Origin of the sequence: Martinezella miluonensis, from assembly GCF_900094545.1 — a bacterium.
Lineage (GTDB): Bacteria > Pseudomonadota > Alphaproteobacteria > Rhizobiales > Rhizobiaceae > Rhizobium > Rhizobium miluonense.
In genome coordinates, this window is sequence record NZ_FMAH01000035.1 from 22073 (window position 1) to 40828 (window position 18756).

At 59.5% G+C, this 18756-nt stretch carries 19 protein-coding genes; 7 read left to right on the forward strand and 12 right to left on the reverse strand.

Translation table 11 applies throughout. From position 1 onward, the window contains the following. Positions 1 to 306 precede the first annotated feature (306 nt). Positions 307 to 597, forward strand: a complete 291-nt coding sequence (locus GA0061102_RS23680; RefSeq protein ID WP_092853828.1) for a hypothetical protein — start codon at positions 307 to 309, stop codon at positions 595 to 597. Positions 598 to 776: 179 nt separating this feature from the next. Here GA0061102_RS23680 and GA0061102_RS23685 read toward each other — a convergent pair whose 3' ends face one another. The 7 genes from GA0061102_RS23685 to GA0061102_RS23725 all read right to left on the reverse strand — a co-directional run bounded on the left by GA0061102_RS23685 (position 777) and on the right by GA0061102_RS23725 (position 7178). Beyond that, positions 777 to 1724 carry a hypothetical protein gene (locus GA0061102_RS23685; protein WP_092853830.1) on the reverse strand — a complete coding sequence of 316 codons (948 nt, stop codon included), beginning with the start codon at positions 1722 to 1724 and terminating at the stop codon, positions 777 to 779. After that, the gene (locus GA0061102_RS23690) at positions 1721 to 1942 is read right to left on the reverse strand and encodes a hypothetical protein (RefSeq protein WP_092853832.1); all 222 of its coding nucleotides are present in this window, start codon (positions 1940 to 1942) and stop codon (positions 1721 to 1723) included. The genes GA0061102_RS23685 and GA0061102_RS23690 overlap by 4 nt, the downstream gene beginning before the upstream one ends. Further along, the gene (locus GA0061102_RS23695; protein ID WP_092853834.1) at positions 1943 to 2203 is read right to left on the reverse strand and encodes a hypothetical protein; all 261 of its coding nucleotides are present in this window, start codon (positions 2201 to 2203) and stop codon (positions 1943 to 1945) included. Between the two features lie 230 nt (positions 2204 to 2433). Further along, the gene (locus tag GA0061102_RS23700; protein ID WP_245298114.1) at positions 2434 to 4824 is read right to left on the reverse strand and encodes a DUF3987 domain-containing protein; all 2391 of its coding nucleotides are present in this window, start codon (positions 4822 to 4824) and stop codon (positions 2434 to 2436) included. Positions 4825 to 5070: 246 nt separating this feature from the next. Further along, positions 5071 to 5463 carry a hypothetical protein gene (locus GA0061102_RS23710; RefSeq protein WP_092853840.1) on the reverse strand — a complete coding sequence of 131 codons (393 nt, stop codon included), beginning with the start codon at positions 5461 to 5463 and terminating at the stop codon, positions 5071 to 5073. Between the two features lie 60 nt (positions 5464 to 5523). Then, positions 5524 to 5817, reverse strand: a complete 294-nt coding sequence (locus GA0061102_RS33910) for a helix-turn-helix transcriptional regulator (protein ID WP_342588043.1) — start codon at positions 5815 to 5817, stop codon at positions 5524 to 5526. Positions 5818 to 5996: 179 nt separating this feature from the next. Further along, complete coding sequence (locus GA0061102_RS23725; protein WP_092853846.1) at positions 5997 to 7178, reverse strand: tyrosine-type recombinase/integrase; 1182 nt, start codon at positions 7176 to 7178, stop codon at positions 5997 to 5999. Between the two features lie 255 nt (positions 7179 to 7433). On the opposite strand from GA0061102_RS23725, the gene GA0061102_RS23730 reads away from it, so the two are divergent. Then, positions 7434 to 8030, forward strand: a complete 597-nt coding sequence (locus tag GA0061102_RS23730; protein ID WP_092853848.1) for a DNA-3-methyladenine glycosylase — start codon at positions 7434 to 7436, stop codon at positions 8028 to 8030. Positions 8031 to 8106: 76 nt separating this feature from the next. Here the strand turns inward: GA0061102_RS23730 and GA0061102_RS23735 are convergent, their stop codons facing one another. The 4 genes from GA0061102_RS23735 to GA0061102_RS23750 all read right to left on the reverse strand — a co-directional run bounded on the left by GA0061102_RS23735 (position 8107) and on the right by GA0061102_RS23750 (position 11864). Further along, positions 8107 to 9651, reverse strand: a complete 1545-nt coding sequence (locus GA0061102_RS23735; protein WP_092853850.1) for a DHA2 family efflux MFS transporter permease subunit — start codon at positions 9649 to 9651, stop codon at positions 8107 to 8109. Next, entirely contained in the window at positions 9644 to 10870 is a 1227-nt protein-coding gene (locus GA0061102_RS23740) for an HlyD family secretion protein (RefSeq protein WP_092853854.1), read from the reverse strand. The genes GA0061102_RS23735 and GA0061102_RS23740 overlap by 8 nt, the downstream gene beginning before the upstream one ends. After that, on the reverse strand, positions 10863 to 11327 hold the full coding sequence (locus GA0061102_RS23745) for a MarR family winged helix-turn-helix transcriptional regulator (protein WP_092853856.1): 465 nt from the start codon (positions 11325 to 11327) through the stop codon (positions 10863 to 10865). Before GA0061102_RS23745 ends, GA0061102_RS23740 begins: the two co-directional genes overlap by 8 nt. 255 nt (positions 11328 to 11582) lie before the next feature. Further along, positions 11583 to 11864 (reverse strand): hypothetical protein, encoded by a 282-nt coding sequence (locus tag GA0061102_RS23750; RefSeq protein ID WP_092853858.1) that lies wholly within the window; start codon positions 11862 to 11864, stop codon positions 11583 to 11585. Positions 11865 to 12045: 181 nt separating this feature from the next. Here GA0061102_RS23750 and GA0061102_RS23755 point away from each other — a divergent pair, with 181 nt between their 5' ends. The 5 genes from GA0061102_RS23755 to GA0061102_RS23775 are packed head-to-tail and all read left to right on the forward strand — an operon-like array spanning position 12046 to position 17534. Beyond that, a complete protein-coding gene (locus GA0061102_RS23755; protein WP_092853860.1) occupies positions 12046 to 13938 on the forward strand; it encodes a peptidylprolyl isomerase in 1893 nt (630 codons plus the stop codon). Between the two features lie 25 nt (positions 13939 to 13963). After that, positions 13964 to 14980, forward strand: coding sequence for an anthranilate phosphoribosyltransferase (trpD, locus tag GA0061102_RS23760; protein ID WP_092853862.1), 1017 nt, complete (start codon positions 13964 to 13966; stop codon positions 14978 to 14980). A gap of 12 nt (positions 14981 to 14992) precedes the next feature. Then, complete coding sequence (gene trpC / locus GA0061102_RS23765; protein WP_092853864.1) at positions 14993 to 15808, forward strand: indole-3-glycerol phosphate synthase TrpC; 816 nt, start codon at positions 14993 to 14995, stop codon at positions 15806 to 15808. 1 nt (position 15809) lies between these two features. Beyond that, entirely contained in the window at positions 15810 to 16304 is a 495-nt protein-coding gene (moaC, locus tag GA0061102_RS23770; protein ID WP_092853866.1) for a cyclic pyranopterin monophosphate synthase MoaC, read from the forward strand. 3 nt (positions 16305 to 16307) lie between these two features. Continuing rightward, positions 16308 to 17534, forward strand: a complete 1227-nt coding sequence (locus tag GA0061102_RS23775) for a molybdopterin molybdotransferase MoeA (protein WP_092853868.1) — start codon at positions 16308 to 16310, stop codon at positions 17532 to 17534. Positions 17535 to 17653: 119 nt separating this feature from the next. Here GA0061102_RS23775 and gnd read toward each other — a convergent pair whose 3' ends face one another. After that, entirely contained in the window at positions 17654 to 18679 is a 1026-nt protein-coding gene (gene gnd / locus GA0061102_RS23780; RefSeq protein WP_092853870.1) for a phosphogluconate dehydrogenase (NAD(+)-dependent, decarboxylating), read from the reverse strand. Positions 18680 to 18756: the final 77 nt, after the last annotated feature.

Sequence of the window (18756 nt, forward strand, 5' to 3'; positions counted from 1 at the left end):
AGGTTCGGGCTTATGTCCGCATGCGGTTCGGTCGTCGAGAACACGTCTGTTCGCATGTAAGGTCGTGGCCACGACAACTTTCATTCGATTTCTAACCCCAGCGTCATAACCTGGGCAGCAGGCGCCAACCACCTCCTCAGCAAACCGAAAGCGGCCGCTCAACACCATTTCCGGTGGAGCGGCCGCAGGATCGCCCGTCGCCGAGGAGAAGCGCCAGGTGATGCTTATTTACTTAGAATTGCACCATGAATATTTGCGGTTGTTCAATTTTGACACGCTAATTGGTCTCCATCAAAGGAGATCGAAATGCGAGATTTGACCAACTTCTTTTTGTGGCGGAAAACATGGACGTTGATCGCTTTAGTTTTTCTCATGGCTTCATCGGCTTTCTCATGGCCGGCGGTATCTGATATTCGGATCTTCTGGTCTGTTTGTGCCGCCATCGTTTCGACCATCATTCTCTTCGGCATTGCATTGTACGACTGGAAGGTGAGTGCCGAGGAAGAGGCAGATTACGCCGAATTTCAAGAGCAGGTGCAACAAATGGAGAGACGCATCAATCGCCTCGAAACCGCGTTGCAGCGAGCGGCCGAATAGCTACGCCCGGGCATATTTCAGTGATTTCACGACATAAAGCTCATGACTGCCAAAATATCGCCCAGGCGACTCAAGGCTAACCCAGCGATCAACGCGAGTATGAACGTCCGCGGATCGAGAGCCGCCTCAATGAAAAGAGGCACCAACTAAGCGGCCCGAATTCCTCTCATATAGATACGCTAGAACGCGCCACGTTTGGGCACATCGTCTGCAACTTTATTGTTGTCGTTCGCCGCCGTGAGAACCATCGCCGCTTCGACGAGCGCCGCTTTGCCGGCCCGATCCGCATAATCTTCGCTGTAGCCAAGCCGCATTCCGATAGATTTGAGCGAACCGCGTGCGGCAACCTCCTCGATCACCGCGGCGGTTTCTCCTTGCCGTACCTCCGGTGCTTCCCATGCTTGAGCGCCACCTGAGGTATTCCCCTTGGGGTTTGAGACGCCACCGATGAATCCGGCTCCTTTGGCTACACCGTCCTTGCACTTGGTTGCGCGAAACGGCAGTTGTTCGAAGGGAACGCTGCCGTCGACGCCAAGACTTTGTAATAGTCGACGGGCTTCACTTACGCCCGGCAGCGGATCCAACATCGGCAGCAAGACGGGACGGTTCGAGATATTTCTTGGCAATGGCGTGGCTTCCAATGGTGACCTCGTTGTCGGTTTTGTTTTCAGATAGCGATCAGGATTTCTCGTCGGAGTTTTGTCGGCACTCGGTGGAGACACCCGGTCGACGGGTCGGAGCTTGTGGCCTTTTTTGGTCACTCCCCATTCCAAAAGTTCGCCATTGCGAAATTTGAGCGAGCCGAGACTGATGCGCTCACAACCCTTCTCACCTCGTTGAAAAACCGGGTTCGCTCCCGCCGAGGCCTTCATGAGTTCGCCGATTGTCGGACGGATTTCCTGGCGGCTCTCAGCGATCTCCACCGACCAGTCGCTCTTCGGCTTCGGCATTGCTTCGGCCACCGCCTGCGCAAGATTCGGATGATTGTCAAAAAGCCACCGAAGTGCCGGAAGTGTACCGCGATAGCGCGGCTGGGCTTGTTTGACGGGCTTGTTGTCGTTGGCTGCAGCGACAGGAGTCGGTTCGGCAGAAAGTGCTTCGGAGAACGACTTGTATTTTAGCGTCATTTTGAGGCCTTTTTGATCTGCTTATTTCCGGGACGGTTATCGTTGGCAGGCGCGAGCGACCCGAAGTCGACCATGGTGGGCCGCCGCGCCGCGGCATCATTGAGTTTCTCGAAGGCTGCTCGTCGGTCGCGCGGCAGAACGAAATCCCTCGTCATCTCTGGAGCGGCGCCGACGCCGGGAAAAGGCCCGCCAATGTTTTCGAGTCGTGATCGGATCATTCAAACCTCCTTCCGCGGCGGGAGATTTGCTTTCCATTCCTTCCCGACGAGCAGATAGCTCGTGTCATCGAGGTTGCCGGCTTTCGTCTGTATGGCCTGCACCTTGGGATCGATGCGCTGAAAGAATGCAATGCAGCCATTCATGTCACAGGCGGTGGTCTCGGCCATGTTCAGCACACCCTGCCGCGTCACGAAGTCATAGGATAAGCTGAAAACAGAGCATTGGAGTTCTGAGTGGTAGATGGGCTTCGGATTCGTCATCTGCTCCTCCATGGTTGGATCTGTTGTGAACTTGGGAACTTGTGAACTTTTGCAAACTCTTTAGGGCAGACAGGAAACCACCCTAAAAACCGGGGTGAAATGAAGTCGTCACAAGTTCACAAGTAAGAAAAAAGAAGAGATTTTTATCTCTTATATTATTGTTTCTACATAGCTTTTTTTGATGCACGAACTTTTGGCGTCATTCCAACCAGCCAAAAGTTTCACAAGTTCTAGGCGGCCGTCGTCACAAGTTGTGAGCCAACTTGTGGAGCTGCCACAAGTTTGAATGACCCTCGTGCGCCCGGTTTGGCTTGCGGCTTGAGGCTCTCGACTTTACCAGTATCGATGAGCCACTGCAGCGCCTTTGACACGTCGTCGCCGTCGTGGGCGCTTACCCCTTCGCGCTGCAGGATGTGACTCCATGCAAGGGTGTTCCCCGGCGCCCCCTCAAGAGCCCGGATCACTGCTTTCCTGAGAGCCTCAACTGCAGATCCCGACATATGACGCTCGACACCCTCGGTCACGATTTCGATCGAGCGATAAACGATGGCCCAGCCCCACGCGACATCTTCCTCCGTGACCAGCGGGTTTCTCGGATCGCGGCTTACGGCTCGAATTGATGCGAGCCGAACAACGTTCTCGGCCGCTCGACCATTGACGTGATGCTCACGTTCGCTCCAAGCGGGATCGTGCTGCCACAGAAATATCTCCGTCCAGAGCTTGTAAGCGGCCCCATCTTCTCCGCCTTCGAACGGGATCATCAGCTTCTTGGCTCCAAAGCCCTTGGGGGCCGGAAAGTCGGTCTGTGCCTGCTTCAACGTGGCAACCAAACCTGCCGGCATCACCGCCTTCCGATTCAGCGACGGCGGCTTGATCTGTGCCGGCCCCTGCCCTTCGATGAAAATGAAGCGACTGAGAAATCCGTCATTCAAGGAAGCGTCCGACAGGCCGGCGTAGAGCGTGCCAGGTGTGGTCATGCCCAGGACTGTCAACGCCGGGCCATCGATCGGACTGTCGTCTTTCTTGGTCTCGTCGGATGCGTACTGACGACCATGAAAGACGCTGTCCGCCTGATCGTAGATTGCAAGCAAGAACTTGCGGATCGACGCAGACGCGGCATTGGTGCGCTTTGCATTGATGTCCTGCAGTGTTACGCCGAATTCGTCCATCACGACAACCGTCGATTTGTTCTTTCGCAGCATCCTTTCAATGGCCGCATACGATGTAGGGTCGCCGTTCGTCACTGCGCCCGGCTTCCCCGATCCGGCGGCCAGAGCGACGATAGACTTTGGTGCATGCCCCTTTCCGCTCGCCACCCCCATGACCGTGGTAAGGAAGAGGTTGAGGCCGCTCCGCGTCGGGCCAAGGGCCTTATCGCCGAACATCCCGCCGATAAGCGCGAGCGCCGAAGTCAGCGAGAGTTCTGGCACCGGAATAATCGCTGTCGATGTGATCCAAGTCGCGATTTCGGCTAAGAGACCGCCGGCTGAAGCGGGTGCGAAAGGATCCGGATGCATCTCGGGAGGCGTCGGTAGGAGCCGGGACGCGTCAGCTGGCGTTTGCTTGTTGTCGTTGGCCGCGACCGGCGCACCCATCGTAGCATGCCTTGCGACAAACGCCGCGGCGATGTCTGCACCGGCGCGGCGAGCCTCGATATGTGGCAATCCGAACTTCGCCCACATCCTGGCGAAATCGGCATTAGCGTCCTTCGACGAATATCGGCTGAACCAATCTCCGGTGGCTGAGAGGAACACGGCGCAGGCCTCTTCCGCTGTTAGGCCGTCGAAAGCGAGCTGCTCAACGACCTTTGAAGCCCACGCGGATCTGTCACCGACGTCATCAGCGGCAAGCATCTCGGAAGCTGCTGCGGAGATGGAAAGCCCGTCGACAGATGGAATCTCACCCACGGTCACCGAAGAGTGACTGGCAGGCGCGTTCATCGACGGACCAAGTGCGATGTGCAGCTCTTCAACTCTCGTCAAACTCCCATCCCAAGCCATGTCGACCGTGACGGAGACGGGATCTGGCGAGCGGCCGCGTTCCAGTTTCTTTTTGTTCGGCCAGTTCAGCGAGCCGGGGATACGCCAGACGTGGCATACGTCCGCGGTGCCGTGATCGCTGCCGCTCGCACGCTTTAGGGCTGCGGCCAAGGGCTTCGCGTCGATTGGGGCAATCGCGCGGTCGAATAGAATAAACGGCTGATAATTACCCGGCGACGTTTCCAAGACAAAGTTCGGTCCGACCGGCATTTCTCCGGCATTACCGGTATCTGCGTCGAGGTCGACGACAAGACCGAGGAGCGCAACGATATCGCTTTCTCTTCCGCGCGAGCCGCGCGTAAGTCCCTTGCGCATCACCTGGAGGCCGGTGAAAACGTTCGCGTGGGGCGTAGACGCGTGCGCCATGATTGCCTCGACCATCCCATCAATATCGCCCACCGCGTGGTGGGTAACGGTACCGGGCGCATCGCTGTCCCCAGTCGGGTTCGCGAAATATGTGGATGTAACGAGAAGGCCGTCGATGCCTGTGGCAAGGTTGTGCAACATTTCAACGTGCTGGCGGATTGCGGCTTCATCGAAGGCCGCGGCAGGCGTCATCTTAACTTTTGGAATTGGAACCATGGGCGGTAGTTGCCTCGCTGTAGGTCTGAGATGCCAACTGGGTGATGCGTTCCGCCAGCAGCGGATCAAAGGTGGCTGTCCGTCGACTGCCCGATTGTGCGGCGTATACGATGCGCCGGCCGTCGGGAGCTTGGAGGAGTCGAAGCCCGTAAAGCCGGATTTGATCGGAGAGCTCGAGATCGAATGTCGCGAGCAACCGCAAAGACCCGCTCCCCGGATCGGCTGCGGGTTTCAGTGCGCTGACCTTCATTGACGAAAGGTGGCCGCTTTGACGCGATGCAAGGCGTCAGCGTCGTTCTCGATTTTCTCGATGATCGCTTGCCAGACAAACTCTGCCGTCCCCTTATCGGCAAAGAAAGCGTCGCCGACATATCGAACTAGACCTGAGTGAGGTGGCTTGCCTTCGCCGGCGTACTGCACGAAACCGAAACGGCGGAGATCACCCTTCTCGCCTTCAGTTCCTGCCACTTTTTCCGGAAACAAAAGTGTGGAGCTTTCGATGACCCTGGCATCCGCAGCGTAACCATTGAGGAAGTCGATTGCGAGTGCATAGCCTCGGATCCGCGGAAGTGAGGCATCGGCAGAAGCGCGCTCGGCGATAAGTCGATGGGCTCGTGGCTCGTGATAAAAGGTGCGCAAAGATCCTCCTCGCCGGCACTGGGCCGGTCGGTAACGGGGGTTGTAAGATGTTAGCTCCGTCTACGCGGCAGCTCTTGCAGCGATCTTGGTTTGTATCCAGGCGATGACCTCACGTCTGGGGAAGGCGATCCGCCTCTTTCCCAACTCTATGGCGGTTGGAAAGCTCCCATCTAGCCGGAGCCGGTGGATCATTGTCTTGGACATCGAGGTGAGTGCGCAGGTATCTTTTAGTGAAATCAGCGCATAGTTGTCGTTCGCTGGGGACATGTTGCTCCTCCGTCGCGCGCGGATACGGAATCCGAGCGTCGATTTAATCATTTTGAAAATTAGAAGGTTCGGTGACCGGCGCGCCATGGCCGGGTTGACGTTGATCGACGCTTATTGCGCCACGTTCCACGAGAACGCTGTCGGCAGCGTACGGCTGCAACTGAACCCCCGGAAGGAGCCGAGCTGAATCCTTTCAGCTCTCACGCGGGCACCACCCGCGAATTTGAAGCGACCACCACAATCGCCCCTTATATTTAGTGTAAACGCTACATATGGTCCACAGGGGGCGATAGATATTTCTGCCAATCAGTCATGAGGGCTCGGCGCTTTTCGAGTGCGTCAGATCGGCGATAAGCTTGCTCGGTCGCATCGCCTTCGACATGAGCCAACGCACCCTCAATCACCTCGCGCGCATGATCGGTGCAATCGCCTGCCCAATCGCGGAAGGTCGATCGCATACCATGAAGTGTAATTGTTTTGTCATCAGATGCGGCGCGGAGAGCCTTAGTCATCATCGTCTCGCTAATTGGCGCGCCTTCCTTCTCGCCCTCGAAAACCAGATCACCGGTTGCGCGGCCCAGCATTTCATTCAGAATATCAAGTGCGCGGTCGGTTAGTGGGACCCGATGTTCGCGGAATTTCTTCATTCGCTCTTTCGGGATCGTCCAGACCTTTGCCTTGAGGTCAAACTCGGGCCAGACGGCGCCCCTCACCTCGCCGGTTCGATTTCCATTCAGAATCAGGAATTCGACCATTCTGGATGAAATACCTGCAGACTTTCGCAACTTCGCGACAACCGCTGGCGCCGATCTATATGGGAGAGCCTTATGATGTCCGCGCGTTAGCTTTTGTCGCGCTGGCATGACCTTCTCAAGGAGACCCTTCCAGCGCGCCGGGTTTCCGGCCGTTCGCCATTCGTGGGCGATACCATAGTCAATCACAGCCTGGATGCGCGAACGCAGTCGGTCTGCAGTCTCGGGACGCTCCGTCCAATGCAGCATAAGGCAATCCTTGACATCCCCGATAACGATGTCTGCGATAGGTAGGTCGTGAAGCGGCTTGGCGTAGTCGCGAAGCGTCATGCGCCACTGGTCCGCGTGCTTGGTATTGCGCCAGCCACTTTCACGAGCCTTGATTAGATCCTCCATGCAATCTTTGAAAGTCTTCGGCTTGGCTTCCTTCTTCGCGGACCGCGGATCCTCCCCGCGTGCCAGTTGACTACGGACCGCCTCCGCCTTCTCGCGTGCTAGGGCAAGGCTGATGGGCGCAGTTCCTTGACCATATCCGCCCAATCCGATCTCATTGCGCTTGGAGCCGCGCCGCCAAACGAAAACCCAGTTCTTGCTGCCGCCCTGTTGAACTCTTATGTAAAGCCCATCGCCGTCGCTGTAGATGCCGGGCTTCGTAATTGCCTTGATTTTTGTTTCGCTAAGCTTGTTGCGAGCCATAAAAACCCTCCGCCAAACCTGGGGTTCCGCAACGATTATCATAACCGACGAAAACTGTCCATTTGGACCATTTGGAATTATCGTTTGTTTACAATGGAATGCGCTGTAGTTCTGTACCAAATGGACCGTAAGAACGGCGGAACCGCGGACACCTCTTCCGCCATCAGCCGAAAAGTTGCACGAAATGTATTCCATGGTGCTTTCGCTTGGCCGTGGATTTGGCATCGATTGCCTGGAAGGACATCGCTCTCGCCTATGACATTTGACGATCAATCTTTGCCGCTTGGTCCTGCTCCTCTGGCCGGCCCCTTCCTCTCAGCCTTCTTCAACCGTGATGCCGTCGCCGTCGCATCCGATCTCATCGGCGCGCGTTTTTCGGTCGCCGGCATTGGTGGGTGCATCGTTGAGACGGAGGCCTATCGGCCTGATGACGAAGCTTCCCATGCCTATCGTGGTCCGACGCCGCGCAATGCTGCCATGTTCGGGCCGCCGGGCCACGTCTATATCTATCGTTCCTACGGCATTCACTGGTGCCTGAATTTCGTCTGCCTGACCGGCAGTGCCGTGCTGATCCGGGCGCTCGAGCCTGAGAGCGGTATCGATGAGATGATAAGCCGGCGCGGCGTGGCCGATATCGTCTCGCTGTGCAACGGGCCGGGAAAGCTCTCGCAGGCGCTGGGCATCGATATCGATCTGAATGGCATATCCCTGGATGAGCCGCAATTCTCATTCTTGCTTGCTGAGCCGGTGGCGATCGTTTCCGGCAAACGCATCGGGATCACCAAGAATATCGATCCGCTCTGGCGGTTCGGCGCCTCCGGTTCGCGCTTCGTCAGCCGCCGCTTTCCATGATCGGTGAATGAAATGACCGCCGGGGTGGTGCCCGGCGGCCTTGCTGCCACGCAGTGAAACTGGAAAGACTGCGCGGCTATTCCATGGCGACGCTGTGATCGACTGCCGGTGGCGCCTTTGGTTTGCGCAGAAGCACCAGCAGCGGTATGGCGCAGATCGACATCAGCATCAGCAGTTTGAAATCATCGATGTAGGCGATGATCGTGGCTTGCGTCGTGATCATGCCGTCAAGCGTGGCGCGGCCGACCGCCGTGAGCGGGCTGATGCCGTGGGCCGCCGCTGCTTCGAAATGGCGGTTGAAGGGCGTCACGTAGGCGGCGATATTCGCGTGGTTGACCTGCGTATTCTCCGTGATCAGCATCGAGACGACCGAAATGCCGACGCTCGAGCCGATATTGCGCGAGAGATTGTAGAGGCCGGTACCCTCGCCGCGCATCTGTGCCGGCAGCGTCGCAAAGGCGATCGTTGTCAGCGGCACGAACAGGAAGCCGAGGCCGGCGCCTTGCACGAAGCCGACCGAGACCAGCGTCCATTGCGAGACATCGGGCGTCCAGCCGGTCATGTCGTACATGGCCCACGCGGTCAAAGCGAGGCCGAGGAACAGCAGGAGGCGCGTATCCACCTTGCCGATCAGCCGTCCCACAAGGAACATGCAAAACATCGTGCCGAGACCGCGCGGCCCCATGACGATGCCGGCTGTGACGACGGGATAGCCCATCAGCGTCTGCAGATAGGGTGTCATCAGGGCGAGCGAGGCCAGATAGGTCACGCCGACGATGAAGATGAACAGCATGCTGACGGCAAAGTTCTGGTCCAGGAAAAGCCGCGGATTGACGAAACTTCGCTCGGCCGTGAACGTATGCACGATGAACAGATAGAAGGCGCAGGCGCAGACGAGCGCCTCGATGATGATCTCGCTCGAATAGAACCAGTCGAGCTGCTCGCCGCGATCGAGGAAAAGTTGAAGCGCCGCAATGGCGATCGAAAGCATGCCGAAGCCGAACCAGTCGAGCTTGGCAAGCGCGTCCAGCTTGGTCTCCGTCACATAGACGACGATGCCGAAGAAGGCGAGCGCCCCGATCGGGACGTTGATGTAGAACACCCAACGCCAGCTGATATTGTCGGTCAGCCAGCCGCCGATGACTGGCCCCAGAACGGGGCCGACCATGACGGACACGCCGAACAGCGCCATGGCGCGGCCGCGCTCCTCGACATTGTAGATGTCGAGCAGGATACCTTGCGACAGCGGCACGAGCGAAGCGCCGAAAAGGCCTTGCAGCAGGCGGAAGCCGACGATCTGCGGCAGCGACTGCGAGAGGCCGCATAGAACGGAAGCGGCGACGAAGCCAGCAATTGCCGTCAGCAGCACGCGCTTGCGGCCGAACTTGGCCGAAAGGAAACCGGACGGCGGCGTCATGATGGCTGCAGCCACGATGTAGGACGTCAAAACCCAGTTGATCTGGTCAGCACTGGCGGAGACGTCACCCTGAATATGCGGCAGGGCGACATTGGCGATGGTGGTGTCCAGCGCCTGCATGATGACCGACAGGATGACGCAGGCGGTGATCGCACCGCGATGGGCGATGGGTGCCGATGGCGAAGCGGTGGTGGCGTTACTCATGGTCCTGACCGCGGGAGTGGCCCAGCAGGCTGGCAATGAAGTCAGGCAGGCCACGGGCATGGCCGGTGTCGACATCGGCAACGACGCTCATTCCGACGCGCAGCGGCGGCTTGCCCTGCGTATCGTCGATGCTGATGATCATCGGTATGCGCTGCACGACCTTGACCCAGTTGCCGGTGGTATTCTGGGCGGGCAGCAGCGAGAAGCTTGAGCCGGATGCCGGTGCGATGCTGGCCACCGTTCCCTTCCAGGTGACACCCGGATAGGCGTCGACCGAGATCGTCACCATCTGGCCTGTCCGCACATAGGTCAGCTCGGTTTCCTTTGGGCTGGCGCTGATCCACATATGCGTGGTGGAAACCAGCGAGAAGCCCTGCTGCGCAGCCGTCAGATAGGCGCCGACCTGCAGCGAGGGAACATTGGCGGTGACGCCGTCGAAGGGCGCGCGCACGACCGTATCGTCAAGCTCGCGCTGCGCATTGTCGACGGCAGCCTTGGCCTGCAGGTAGAGCGGGTTCTGCTCGACCGCAAGGTTGGCGGAGTTCTCTCCCCCCAATTGCGCAAGCGTCGTCGCCGCCTGGGCCTGCGCGACGGAGACCTTCTGTTGCGCAGCCTCAAGATTGTGCTTGGCCTGATCGAAGGCGGCCCTGGAGGCGACCGAGCTGTTGATCAGGTTCTGCTGACGCTCGAATTCGGTCTGATAGTAAGGAAGGTCGGCCTGCGCCTGGGCGATCTCGGCCAGGGATTGCTTGTAGCTCGCCTGCAGGTTCAGGATCTGGTTTCTCGCATTGCCGAGCTGCGCCTGTGCCCCTTCCAACGCGATCCGGAAGGAATCGGGCTTCAGGCGGAAAAGCACCTGCCCTTTCTTCACCACTTCGTTTTCATGGACATCGACCGAAATCACGGTGCCGGAAACATCGGTGGAGACGCCGACCATGTCGGCCTGGATATAGGCATTGTCGGTGGACATGATCTGTCCGCCGGTGACGTAGTAGTAACCGCCGACGGCAAGTGCGACGGGAAGCAGAGCAAAGAGGATCGGCCGCGTCAGTTTACGGCGTCTACGCGGCGTTTCGGGTGGCGAGACCGAAGTGGCGACAGCTGTTGCCGCAGCCTGCGGCGTTGGATTGGAGGACGGTGCCTCGGCCACGGGAGCCGGATTGTGTTCTGAAGAATTTGCGTTTGCGGGAACGCGCAGGGAGGAAGATGCATCAGCCATGTTGTATCTCTTTATCGACTGCCTTCGAACGGCAGGCGTTAAGCAGGTTCGATTTCATAAGGGTAAGCAATTCGTAGAGGCGGTCGCGATCCTCCGGGGAAACGCCATCGAGCGCCTCCTTCCGGGTCTGGTCGCCTATGTCGCGCATGGCATCGATCAGCGGTCGGGCTTCCTCGCGCATATAAAGCAGCCAGCTGCGGCGATCGCTCGGATGCTGCCGGCGTTCCACGAGGCCACGCTCGCTCAGCTTGTCGAGAATGCGAACAAGCGTGATCGGTTCGATCTCCAGCATTTCGGCCAGTCCGGCCTGATGGATGCCTTCATTGTTGGCGAGATAGGCGAGCGTTTGCCACTGCGAACGCGTCAGCCCCAAATCCTTCGCGCGCTGCTCGAACCGCTTGCGAAGAAGGCGGGCAACGTCATGGAGAACAAAGCCGAGGGTGGGTGTCGAATTCATTTGTGAGAAGCCTGCTATTGATAAGCACCCTTATAATTGTTCCTACGTATAGTAAGCATCCACTCGATACAAGAGGTTGGCGATCAACAAATAACGATGGTCGAAGATGTCGCAGAAGGTGTCGCAAAGGTCGGCTCGCCGGGAGGAGCATCCATCCCGGCCGCTCACAACTGAAAACCCGCGCAATTGAAAAGGCGCGGACGATTGATTCGTCCGCGCCTTTTCGTCCATTTCGTTGAGGGTTCCGCCTGAAAGCTAACGTCGACTCAGCAGACCGATCAGGTAGCCAATGCCGGCTGCGGCGGCGACCATGAAAAGCGGCTCCTCGCGAACTCTTTCGCGCAGCCGCTCCGTGATCTCCTCGGCTTCCTCTGCGACGACGGACTTTGCTCCCTGCCCCACGGCTGCCATGCTCTGCGACAGCTTTGCCAGATCTTCGCGCAACGCGGCGACCTGAGCGGCGAGATCCTCCATTGCCGTCTCTGTCTGCGCTCGCGCCGAAGAGGACTGAGCGGAAGCTGATTTCGTCTCGGCCATCGTATGCTCCTTGTGTCTTGTCGCTCAATAAAACGTCATTGCACGTCAAAGGTTCCGGCACTTTTGCGCCTCGTCCGGTGATTTCCCCTCTGGCTCTTCAATTCCGGTTCGGATTGTTCTAAGGAACTCCGATTGTTTCGCCTGCGGGTGAAGACTTGATGATGACGAGGTTTGCTTTCCTATGTTCGACGTGCTGAGAAAAATCGCCCAGACCTGGGTTGCCAAGGGCTTGTTGCTTCTTCTTGCGGCAGCTTTCGGCATATGGGGCGTCGAGCGTTCACTCATCAGCGGCGGTAACAGCAATACCGTGGTGACGGTCGGCGATCAGCATATCGATACCAATGAGTTCCGCCTCGCCTATCGGCGCCAGATTCAGGCGATCAGCCAGCAATTGCGCATGCAGATCACGCCGGACCAGGCGCGCGCCTTCGGTATCGGTCAGCAGACCGTCGCCCAGCTCGTTGCCGGCGCTTCGCTCGATCAGTTGGCCGCCGACATGAACCTGGGTCTTTCCCAGGATCGCCTGGCCAAGCTCATCGGCGACGATCCGGCTTTCAAGGCGGCGAATGGCGCCTTCGATCGTCAGAAATTCGAGATGCTGCTCCGTAACAGCAGCATCACCCCGGACGACTACATCAAGGAACGCAGCAAGGTCGCGATCCGTAGCCAGATCGTCGAAGCGGTGTCGAACGGCTTTATCGCACCGAAGGTTCTGGTCGATGCGGTCAAGCAGTATCACGACGAGAGCCGCAGCGTCGATTACCTGCTGCTCACCAATGCCAACATCGATCCGGTCAAGGCGCCGGCCGAAGACGTGCTATCGAAGTGGTTTGATGGCGTGAAGTCCAAGTATCGCGCTCCGGAGTACAGGAAGTTCGCCTATGTGAAGCTACAGGCCGAGGATCTTGCCGATCCGGCGAGCGTTTCGGACGACGAGCTGCGCGCCCAATACGACAAGCGCAAGGACAGCTTCAAGACACCGGCAACGCGGACGATCGAACAGTTGACCTTCGCCAACAAGGATCTTGCCAATGCGGCCGCTGACGCGCTGAAGACGGGGACGACCTTCGACCAGCTCGTTACCGATCAGGGCAAGAAGCCTTCCGACGTGCTGCTCGGCACCTTCACCAAGGATCAAGTCCCGGACAAGACGATTGCCGAAGCAGCCTTCACCGTCGCCAAGGATGGCGGCACGACGCCTGTCGTCGACGGCTCGTTCGGCCCGGTCATTCTGCGCGTTACGAACGTGAAGAATGAGACGGCGAAGAACTTTGACGACGTCAAGGAAGATATCCGCAAGCAGATCGCTCTCGCTAACGCCGCCAACGAAATCACCAGCGTTCACGACAAGTTCGAGGATCTGCGCGGCTCCGGCGTCTCGCTGCAGGAAGCAGCGAACCAGCTCAAGCTGAAGCTGGTCACGGTTGACTCGATCGATGCAACCGGCCTCGATCAGAACGGCAACGACGTCAAGGATCTGCCGGTTCGCCAGCAACTGCTTCCGGAGGTCTTCAAGGCCGAACAGGGCGGCAACCCGGCGGCGCTGACGGTCGGCAATGATGGTTATGTCTGGTACGATATACTGGGCGTGACGCCCAATCACGATCGCACGCTCGCCGACGTCCGTGAAAAAGCGGTTGTCGACTGGACCGCTGCGCAGCAGAAGATCGCGCTTGCCGCCAAGGCAGCAGAGTTGAAGCAGGAGGCGCAGAAGGGCAAGTCGCTTGCCGATATCGCCACCCCGCTCGGCATCGCCGTCGAAAACAAGGCCAACATCGTGCGCTCGACGGACGACCCGGTTCTCGGCCGCGGCGGCATAGCCGCTGCCTTCTCCGGCCCTGTCGACGCTGCCGCGAGTGCCGTCGGTGCGGATGACACGACGCAGATCCTGCTCAAGGTCACCGGCGTCAACGACAATCCGACCACGGATGCCTTGAGCAACGACGATCAGCAGGTGGCCCAGATCGCCAATGCTGCTGGCGACGACATCCTCGACCAGATGGTCGGCCAGCTGCAATCCAAATACACCGTCACGGTCAACCAGAGCCTCGCCGAACAGGCGATGTCTCGTTAGGCCCGGTCGGGAGGATGGATAGTCAATGAGCGAATTGAAACCTTTCCTCGCCAAGGTCGCCAATCGCGAGGTGCTGACGCGGGATGAATCCCGGCAGGCATTCGAGATCCTGATGTCCGGCGAAGCGACACCGTCGCAGATCGGCGCCTTCCTGATGGCGCTGCGCGTGCGCGGCGAAACGGTTGACGAGATTGTTGGTGCCGTCTCAACAATGCGCGCCAAGATGCTGCCGGTGGAAGCACCGGCGGATGCGATCGACATCGTCGGCACGGGCGGCGATGGCGTCGGCACCTATAACATCTCGACGTTGGCGGCGTTCATCGTTGCCGGCGCCGGCGTGCCGGTCGCCAAGCACGGCAACCGTGCCCAGAGCTCCAAGGCGGGTACTGCCGACACGCAGTCCGTTTTGGGCATCAAGCTCGATATCGGACCAGAAGTGATTTCCCGCTGCATCCGTGAGGCCGGCATCGGCTTCATGTTCGCGCAGCTGCACCATTCGTCGATGCGCCATGTCGGCCCGTCGCGGGTGGAACTTGGGACGCGTACGATCTTCAATCTGCTGGGACCCTTGTCGAACCCTGCCGGTGTCCGCCGTCAGCTGCTCGGCGTGTTCGCGCCGCAATGGGTCGTTCCGCTCGCCGAAGTACTTAGGGACCTGAATGCCGAAAGCGTCTGGGTTGTGCACGGCAACGGCCTTGACGAGATCACCACGACCGGCACGACCTCCGTTGCCGCGCTGGAGAACGGCAAGATCCGCACCTTTGAGCTGACGCCATCAGATTTCGGCCTGCCTCATGCGGATCTCACCGACCTCAAGGGCGGCGACGGCGTTGCCAATGCGGCAGCGCTTCGCGACGTGCTGAGCGGCGCGAAAAACGCCTATCGCGACATTGCCCTTGCCAATGCCGCCGCATCGCTTGTCATTGCCGGAAAGGCGGAAACGCTTCATGATGGCATGAAGCTCGCGACCCAGTCGCTCGACAGCGGCGCGACGGCCGTCGCATTGGAAAAGCTGGTCGCCGTCTCCAACGACGAAGAATAGGTTCAAGACGTCATGACCGATATCCTTCGGAAGATCGAAGCTTACAAGCGCGAGGAAATTGTCGCGGCCAAGGCCAAGGTTTCGCTCGCCGATCTCAAGGCCATGCAGGCGGATCAATCTGCGCCGCGCGGCTTTCACAGGGCGCTTCTAGCCAAGCAGAGTGCGGGCGTTTTCGGTCTGATTGCCGAAATCAAGAAGGCGAGCCCGTCAAAGGGGCTGATTCGCCCCGATTTCGACCCGCCTGCCCTCGCCAAGGCTTATGAGGCCGGCGGTGCGGCCTGCCTTTCGGTGCTGACGGATACGCCGAGCTTCCAGGGCGCTCCCGAATTCCTGACGGCTGCCCGCGCAGCCTGCTCCTTGCCCGCGCTGCGCAAGGATTTCATGTTCGACACCTATCAGGTGCAGGAAGCCCGCGCCTGGGGTGCCGACTGCATTCTGCTGATCATGGCCTCTCTTTCCGATGACGATGCGCAACGTCTGCAGGACGAAGCCTTCGGCCTCGGCATGGACGTGTTGGTCGAGGTTCACGATGCGGAAGAGATGGAACGGGCATTGAAACTGTCCTCCCCGCTGATCGGCATCAACAACCGCAATCTCCGCACCTTCGAAGTCAGCCTCACGGTCAGCGAGACCTTGTCTCCCATGGTGCCGAGGGGGCGTCTGCTGGTCGGCGAGAGCGGCGTCTTCACTCATGAGGATTGCAAGCGTCTCGAGACTGCCGGCATCACTACCTTCCTTGTCGGCGAAAGCCTGATGCGCAAGGATGACGTGACGGCGGCGACGCGACTGTTGCTGAACGGCGAAGCCGGCATTCTGGCGGCCGAGTAACATGACCACGACGAAGGCCGGCCTCACGCATATCGACGCTTCGGGCGAGGCGCATATGGTTGATGTCGGCGACAAGGCCGAGACGGCGCGCAGTGCCACGGCCACGGGCTACGTTAAGATGAAGCCGGAGACATTGGCGCTGATCCGTGAAGGCAATGCCAAGAAGGGCGATGTCATCGGCACGGCGCGGCTCGCCGGCATCATGGCGGCGAAGCAGACGAGCAATCTCATTCCGCTATGCCATCCGCTGATGCTGACCAAGGTTGCCGTCGATATCGAAGAGGATGCCGCCCTGCCTGGCCTGCGTGTCACCGCAACGGCAAAGCTGACCGGCCGCACCGGTGTCGAGATGGAGGCGCTGACGGCAGTTTCCGTTGCTTGCCTGACGATCTACGACATGGCCAAGGCTGCCGATCGGGGTATGGAGATCGGCGGCATCACTCTATTGGAGAAATCCGGCGGAAAATCGGGAGATTTCCGCCATCCGGGGGCCTGATCCATGAGCCTATTACCAGTCGCTGAAGCACAAGCGCGCCTGCTCGATAGTGCTGCGCCCATTCATCGCTTTGAAAGCGTTTCGCTCGATATGACCGAGGGCCGGGTCCTGGCCAGGGATTTGACTGCCCGTCTCACTCAACCGCCCTTCGACGCCTCAGCGATGGACGGCTATGCGCTGCGCTTCGAGGACGCCGCGACGCCGGGTTCAGAATTGCAGGTCATTGGCGCCTCCGCCGCAGGCCATGCTTTTGAGGGAACCGTGGGCAAGGGCGAGACGGTCCGAATCTTCACCGGCGCACCGGTTCCCGCGGGCGCCGATTCGGTGCTCCTGCAGGAAGATGCCGGACGACTGGAAGGCGATCGCATCCGCACCACCTATCCTCTACGCAAGGGGCAGCACATACGCCCGCGCGGCCAGGATTTCCTCGAGGATGAAACCGTGCTTCCCGCCGGCACGGTCATGGATTTCTCGCGGCTCACCGTTGCAGCAGCCATGAACCACCCGGCCTTGGATGTGTACCGCCAGCCGCTGGTGGCGATTCTGGCGACGGGTGACGAGCTTGTGGCGCCGGGCACCGAACCAGGGCCATCGCAGATCATCGCGTCGAACACCTTCGGCATCGCGGCGCTGGCGCGCAGTGCCGGAGCTCACGTCCTCGATCTCGGCATCGTCGCCGACGACAGCGATGCGATCACCGCTGCCATTGGCCGTGCGCAGGTGGCGAAGGCCGATGTCATCGTCACGCTCGGCGGCGCCTCGGTTGGCGATCACGATCTGGTGCAGGCGACCATGATCGATGCCGGCATGCAGCTGGATTTCTGGCGCATCGCCATGCGTCCCGGCAAGCCGCTGATGGTTGGCAGCCTCGGCGATACGCACGTCCTTGGACTTCCCGGCAATCCCGTTTCCAGCCTTGTTTGCGGCCTGCTGTTTCTCGAGCCGTTGATAAGAAAGCTCGCCTCCCTGCCACCTATCAAGCGTGAGGGCGTTGTAAGCACCGCCGTGACCTTTGCTGCAAACGATCAGCGACAGGATTATGTGCGCGCGACGCTGACGCGGGCCGATGACGGCGGCTGGCTCGCCGAGCCCTTCTCCAAGCAGGATTCCTCGATGATGAAGGTCTTTTCGCGCGCCGACTGCCTGGTTGTCCGTCCGCCGCACGCGCCGGAGCTTGAAGCGGGCTCGCCCACTCAGGTCATATTCCTGCGGCCAGATCTGCTGGGCTGACACTATTCCCGCAAACGTCCACAGCGGTTTTCCGTCGGGAATTGCGCGATCATAACGGGCAAGCAAAAGCCGGGAGGTTTGACCCACCCGGCTCATAATTCTGCAAATCGACGGGCCGATTACGTGGCCGGCTTCTCGTGATGACCGCCGAACCCGGCGCGCATGGCCGAAAGAACCTTGTTGGCGTAATCGTCGTTGCCGCGTGAGGCGAAGCGGCCGTAAAGCGCCGCGCTGAGCACCGGCGTCGGAACGCCTTCGTCGATCGCAGCCGAGATCGTCCAGCGGCCTTCGCCCGAGTCGGAAACGCGGCCGGCATATTGCGAAAGCGCCGCATCGCCGTGCAGGGCGTCGGCGGTGAGATCGAGCAGCCAGGAGGTGATCACGCTGCCGCGGCGCCATACTTCGCTGATTTCAGCGATGTCGAGATCATACTGATAATACTGCGGATGCGAGAGCGGAGCGGTTTCGGCATCCTTCTCGGCGCTCAGCTTGCCGATATTGGCGTGGCGGAGAACATTCAGGCCTTCGGCATAGGCGGCCATCAGGCCGTATTCGATGCCGTTGTGGACCATCTTGACGAAATGGCCGGCGCCGGATGGGCCGCAATGCAGGTAGCCCTGCTCTGCCGTGCTGTTCCTGGCAGCTTCTTCCGAGCGCATCGCCGACGGAGCGACGTCACCGACGCCAGGAGCAAGCGTCGCGAAGATCGGCGAGAGATGCTGGACGGTTTCCTTCTCGCCGCCGATCATCAGGCAATAGCCGCGCTCGAGACCGAAAACGCCGCCGCTGGTGCCGACGTCGACATAGTGGATGCCCTTCGGCTTCAGCTCTTCGGCGCGGCGGATGTCATCGTGGTAATAGGAGTTGCCGCCGTCGATGACGATGTCGCCCTCTTCGAGAAGCGGAACGATCGCTGCCAGTTCCTGATCGACGATTGCAGCCGGCAGCATCATCCAGACGACGCGCGGCTTCGCGAGCTTCGATACGAAATCTGCGAGAGACTTGCTGCCGGTGGCGCCGAGCTGCTCAAGCCCTGCGACGCTCTCCGGACGCGCATCGAAAACAACCGCGCTGTGACCGGCCCTCATGAGGCGCTGCACCATGTTGTTGCCCATACGGCCAAGGCCAATCATTCCGATTTGCATATGTCAGTCTCCTAGGACGGTTTTAATCGTTTGAATATTCAATAGAGACATTTCGCAGCATTTTCCAATGAACAAAT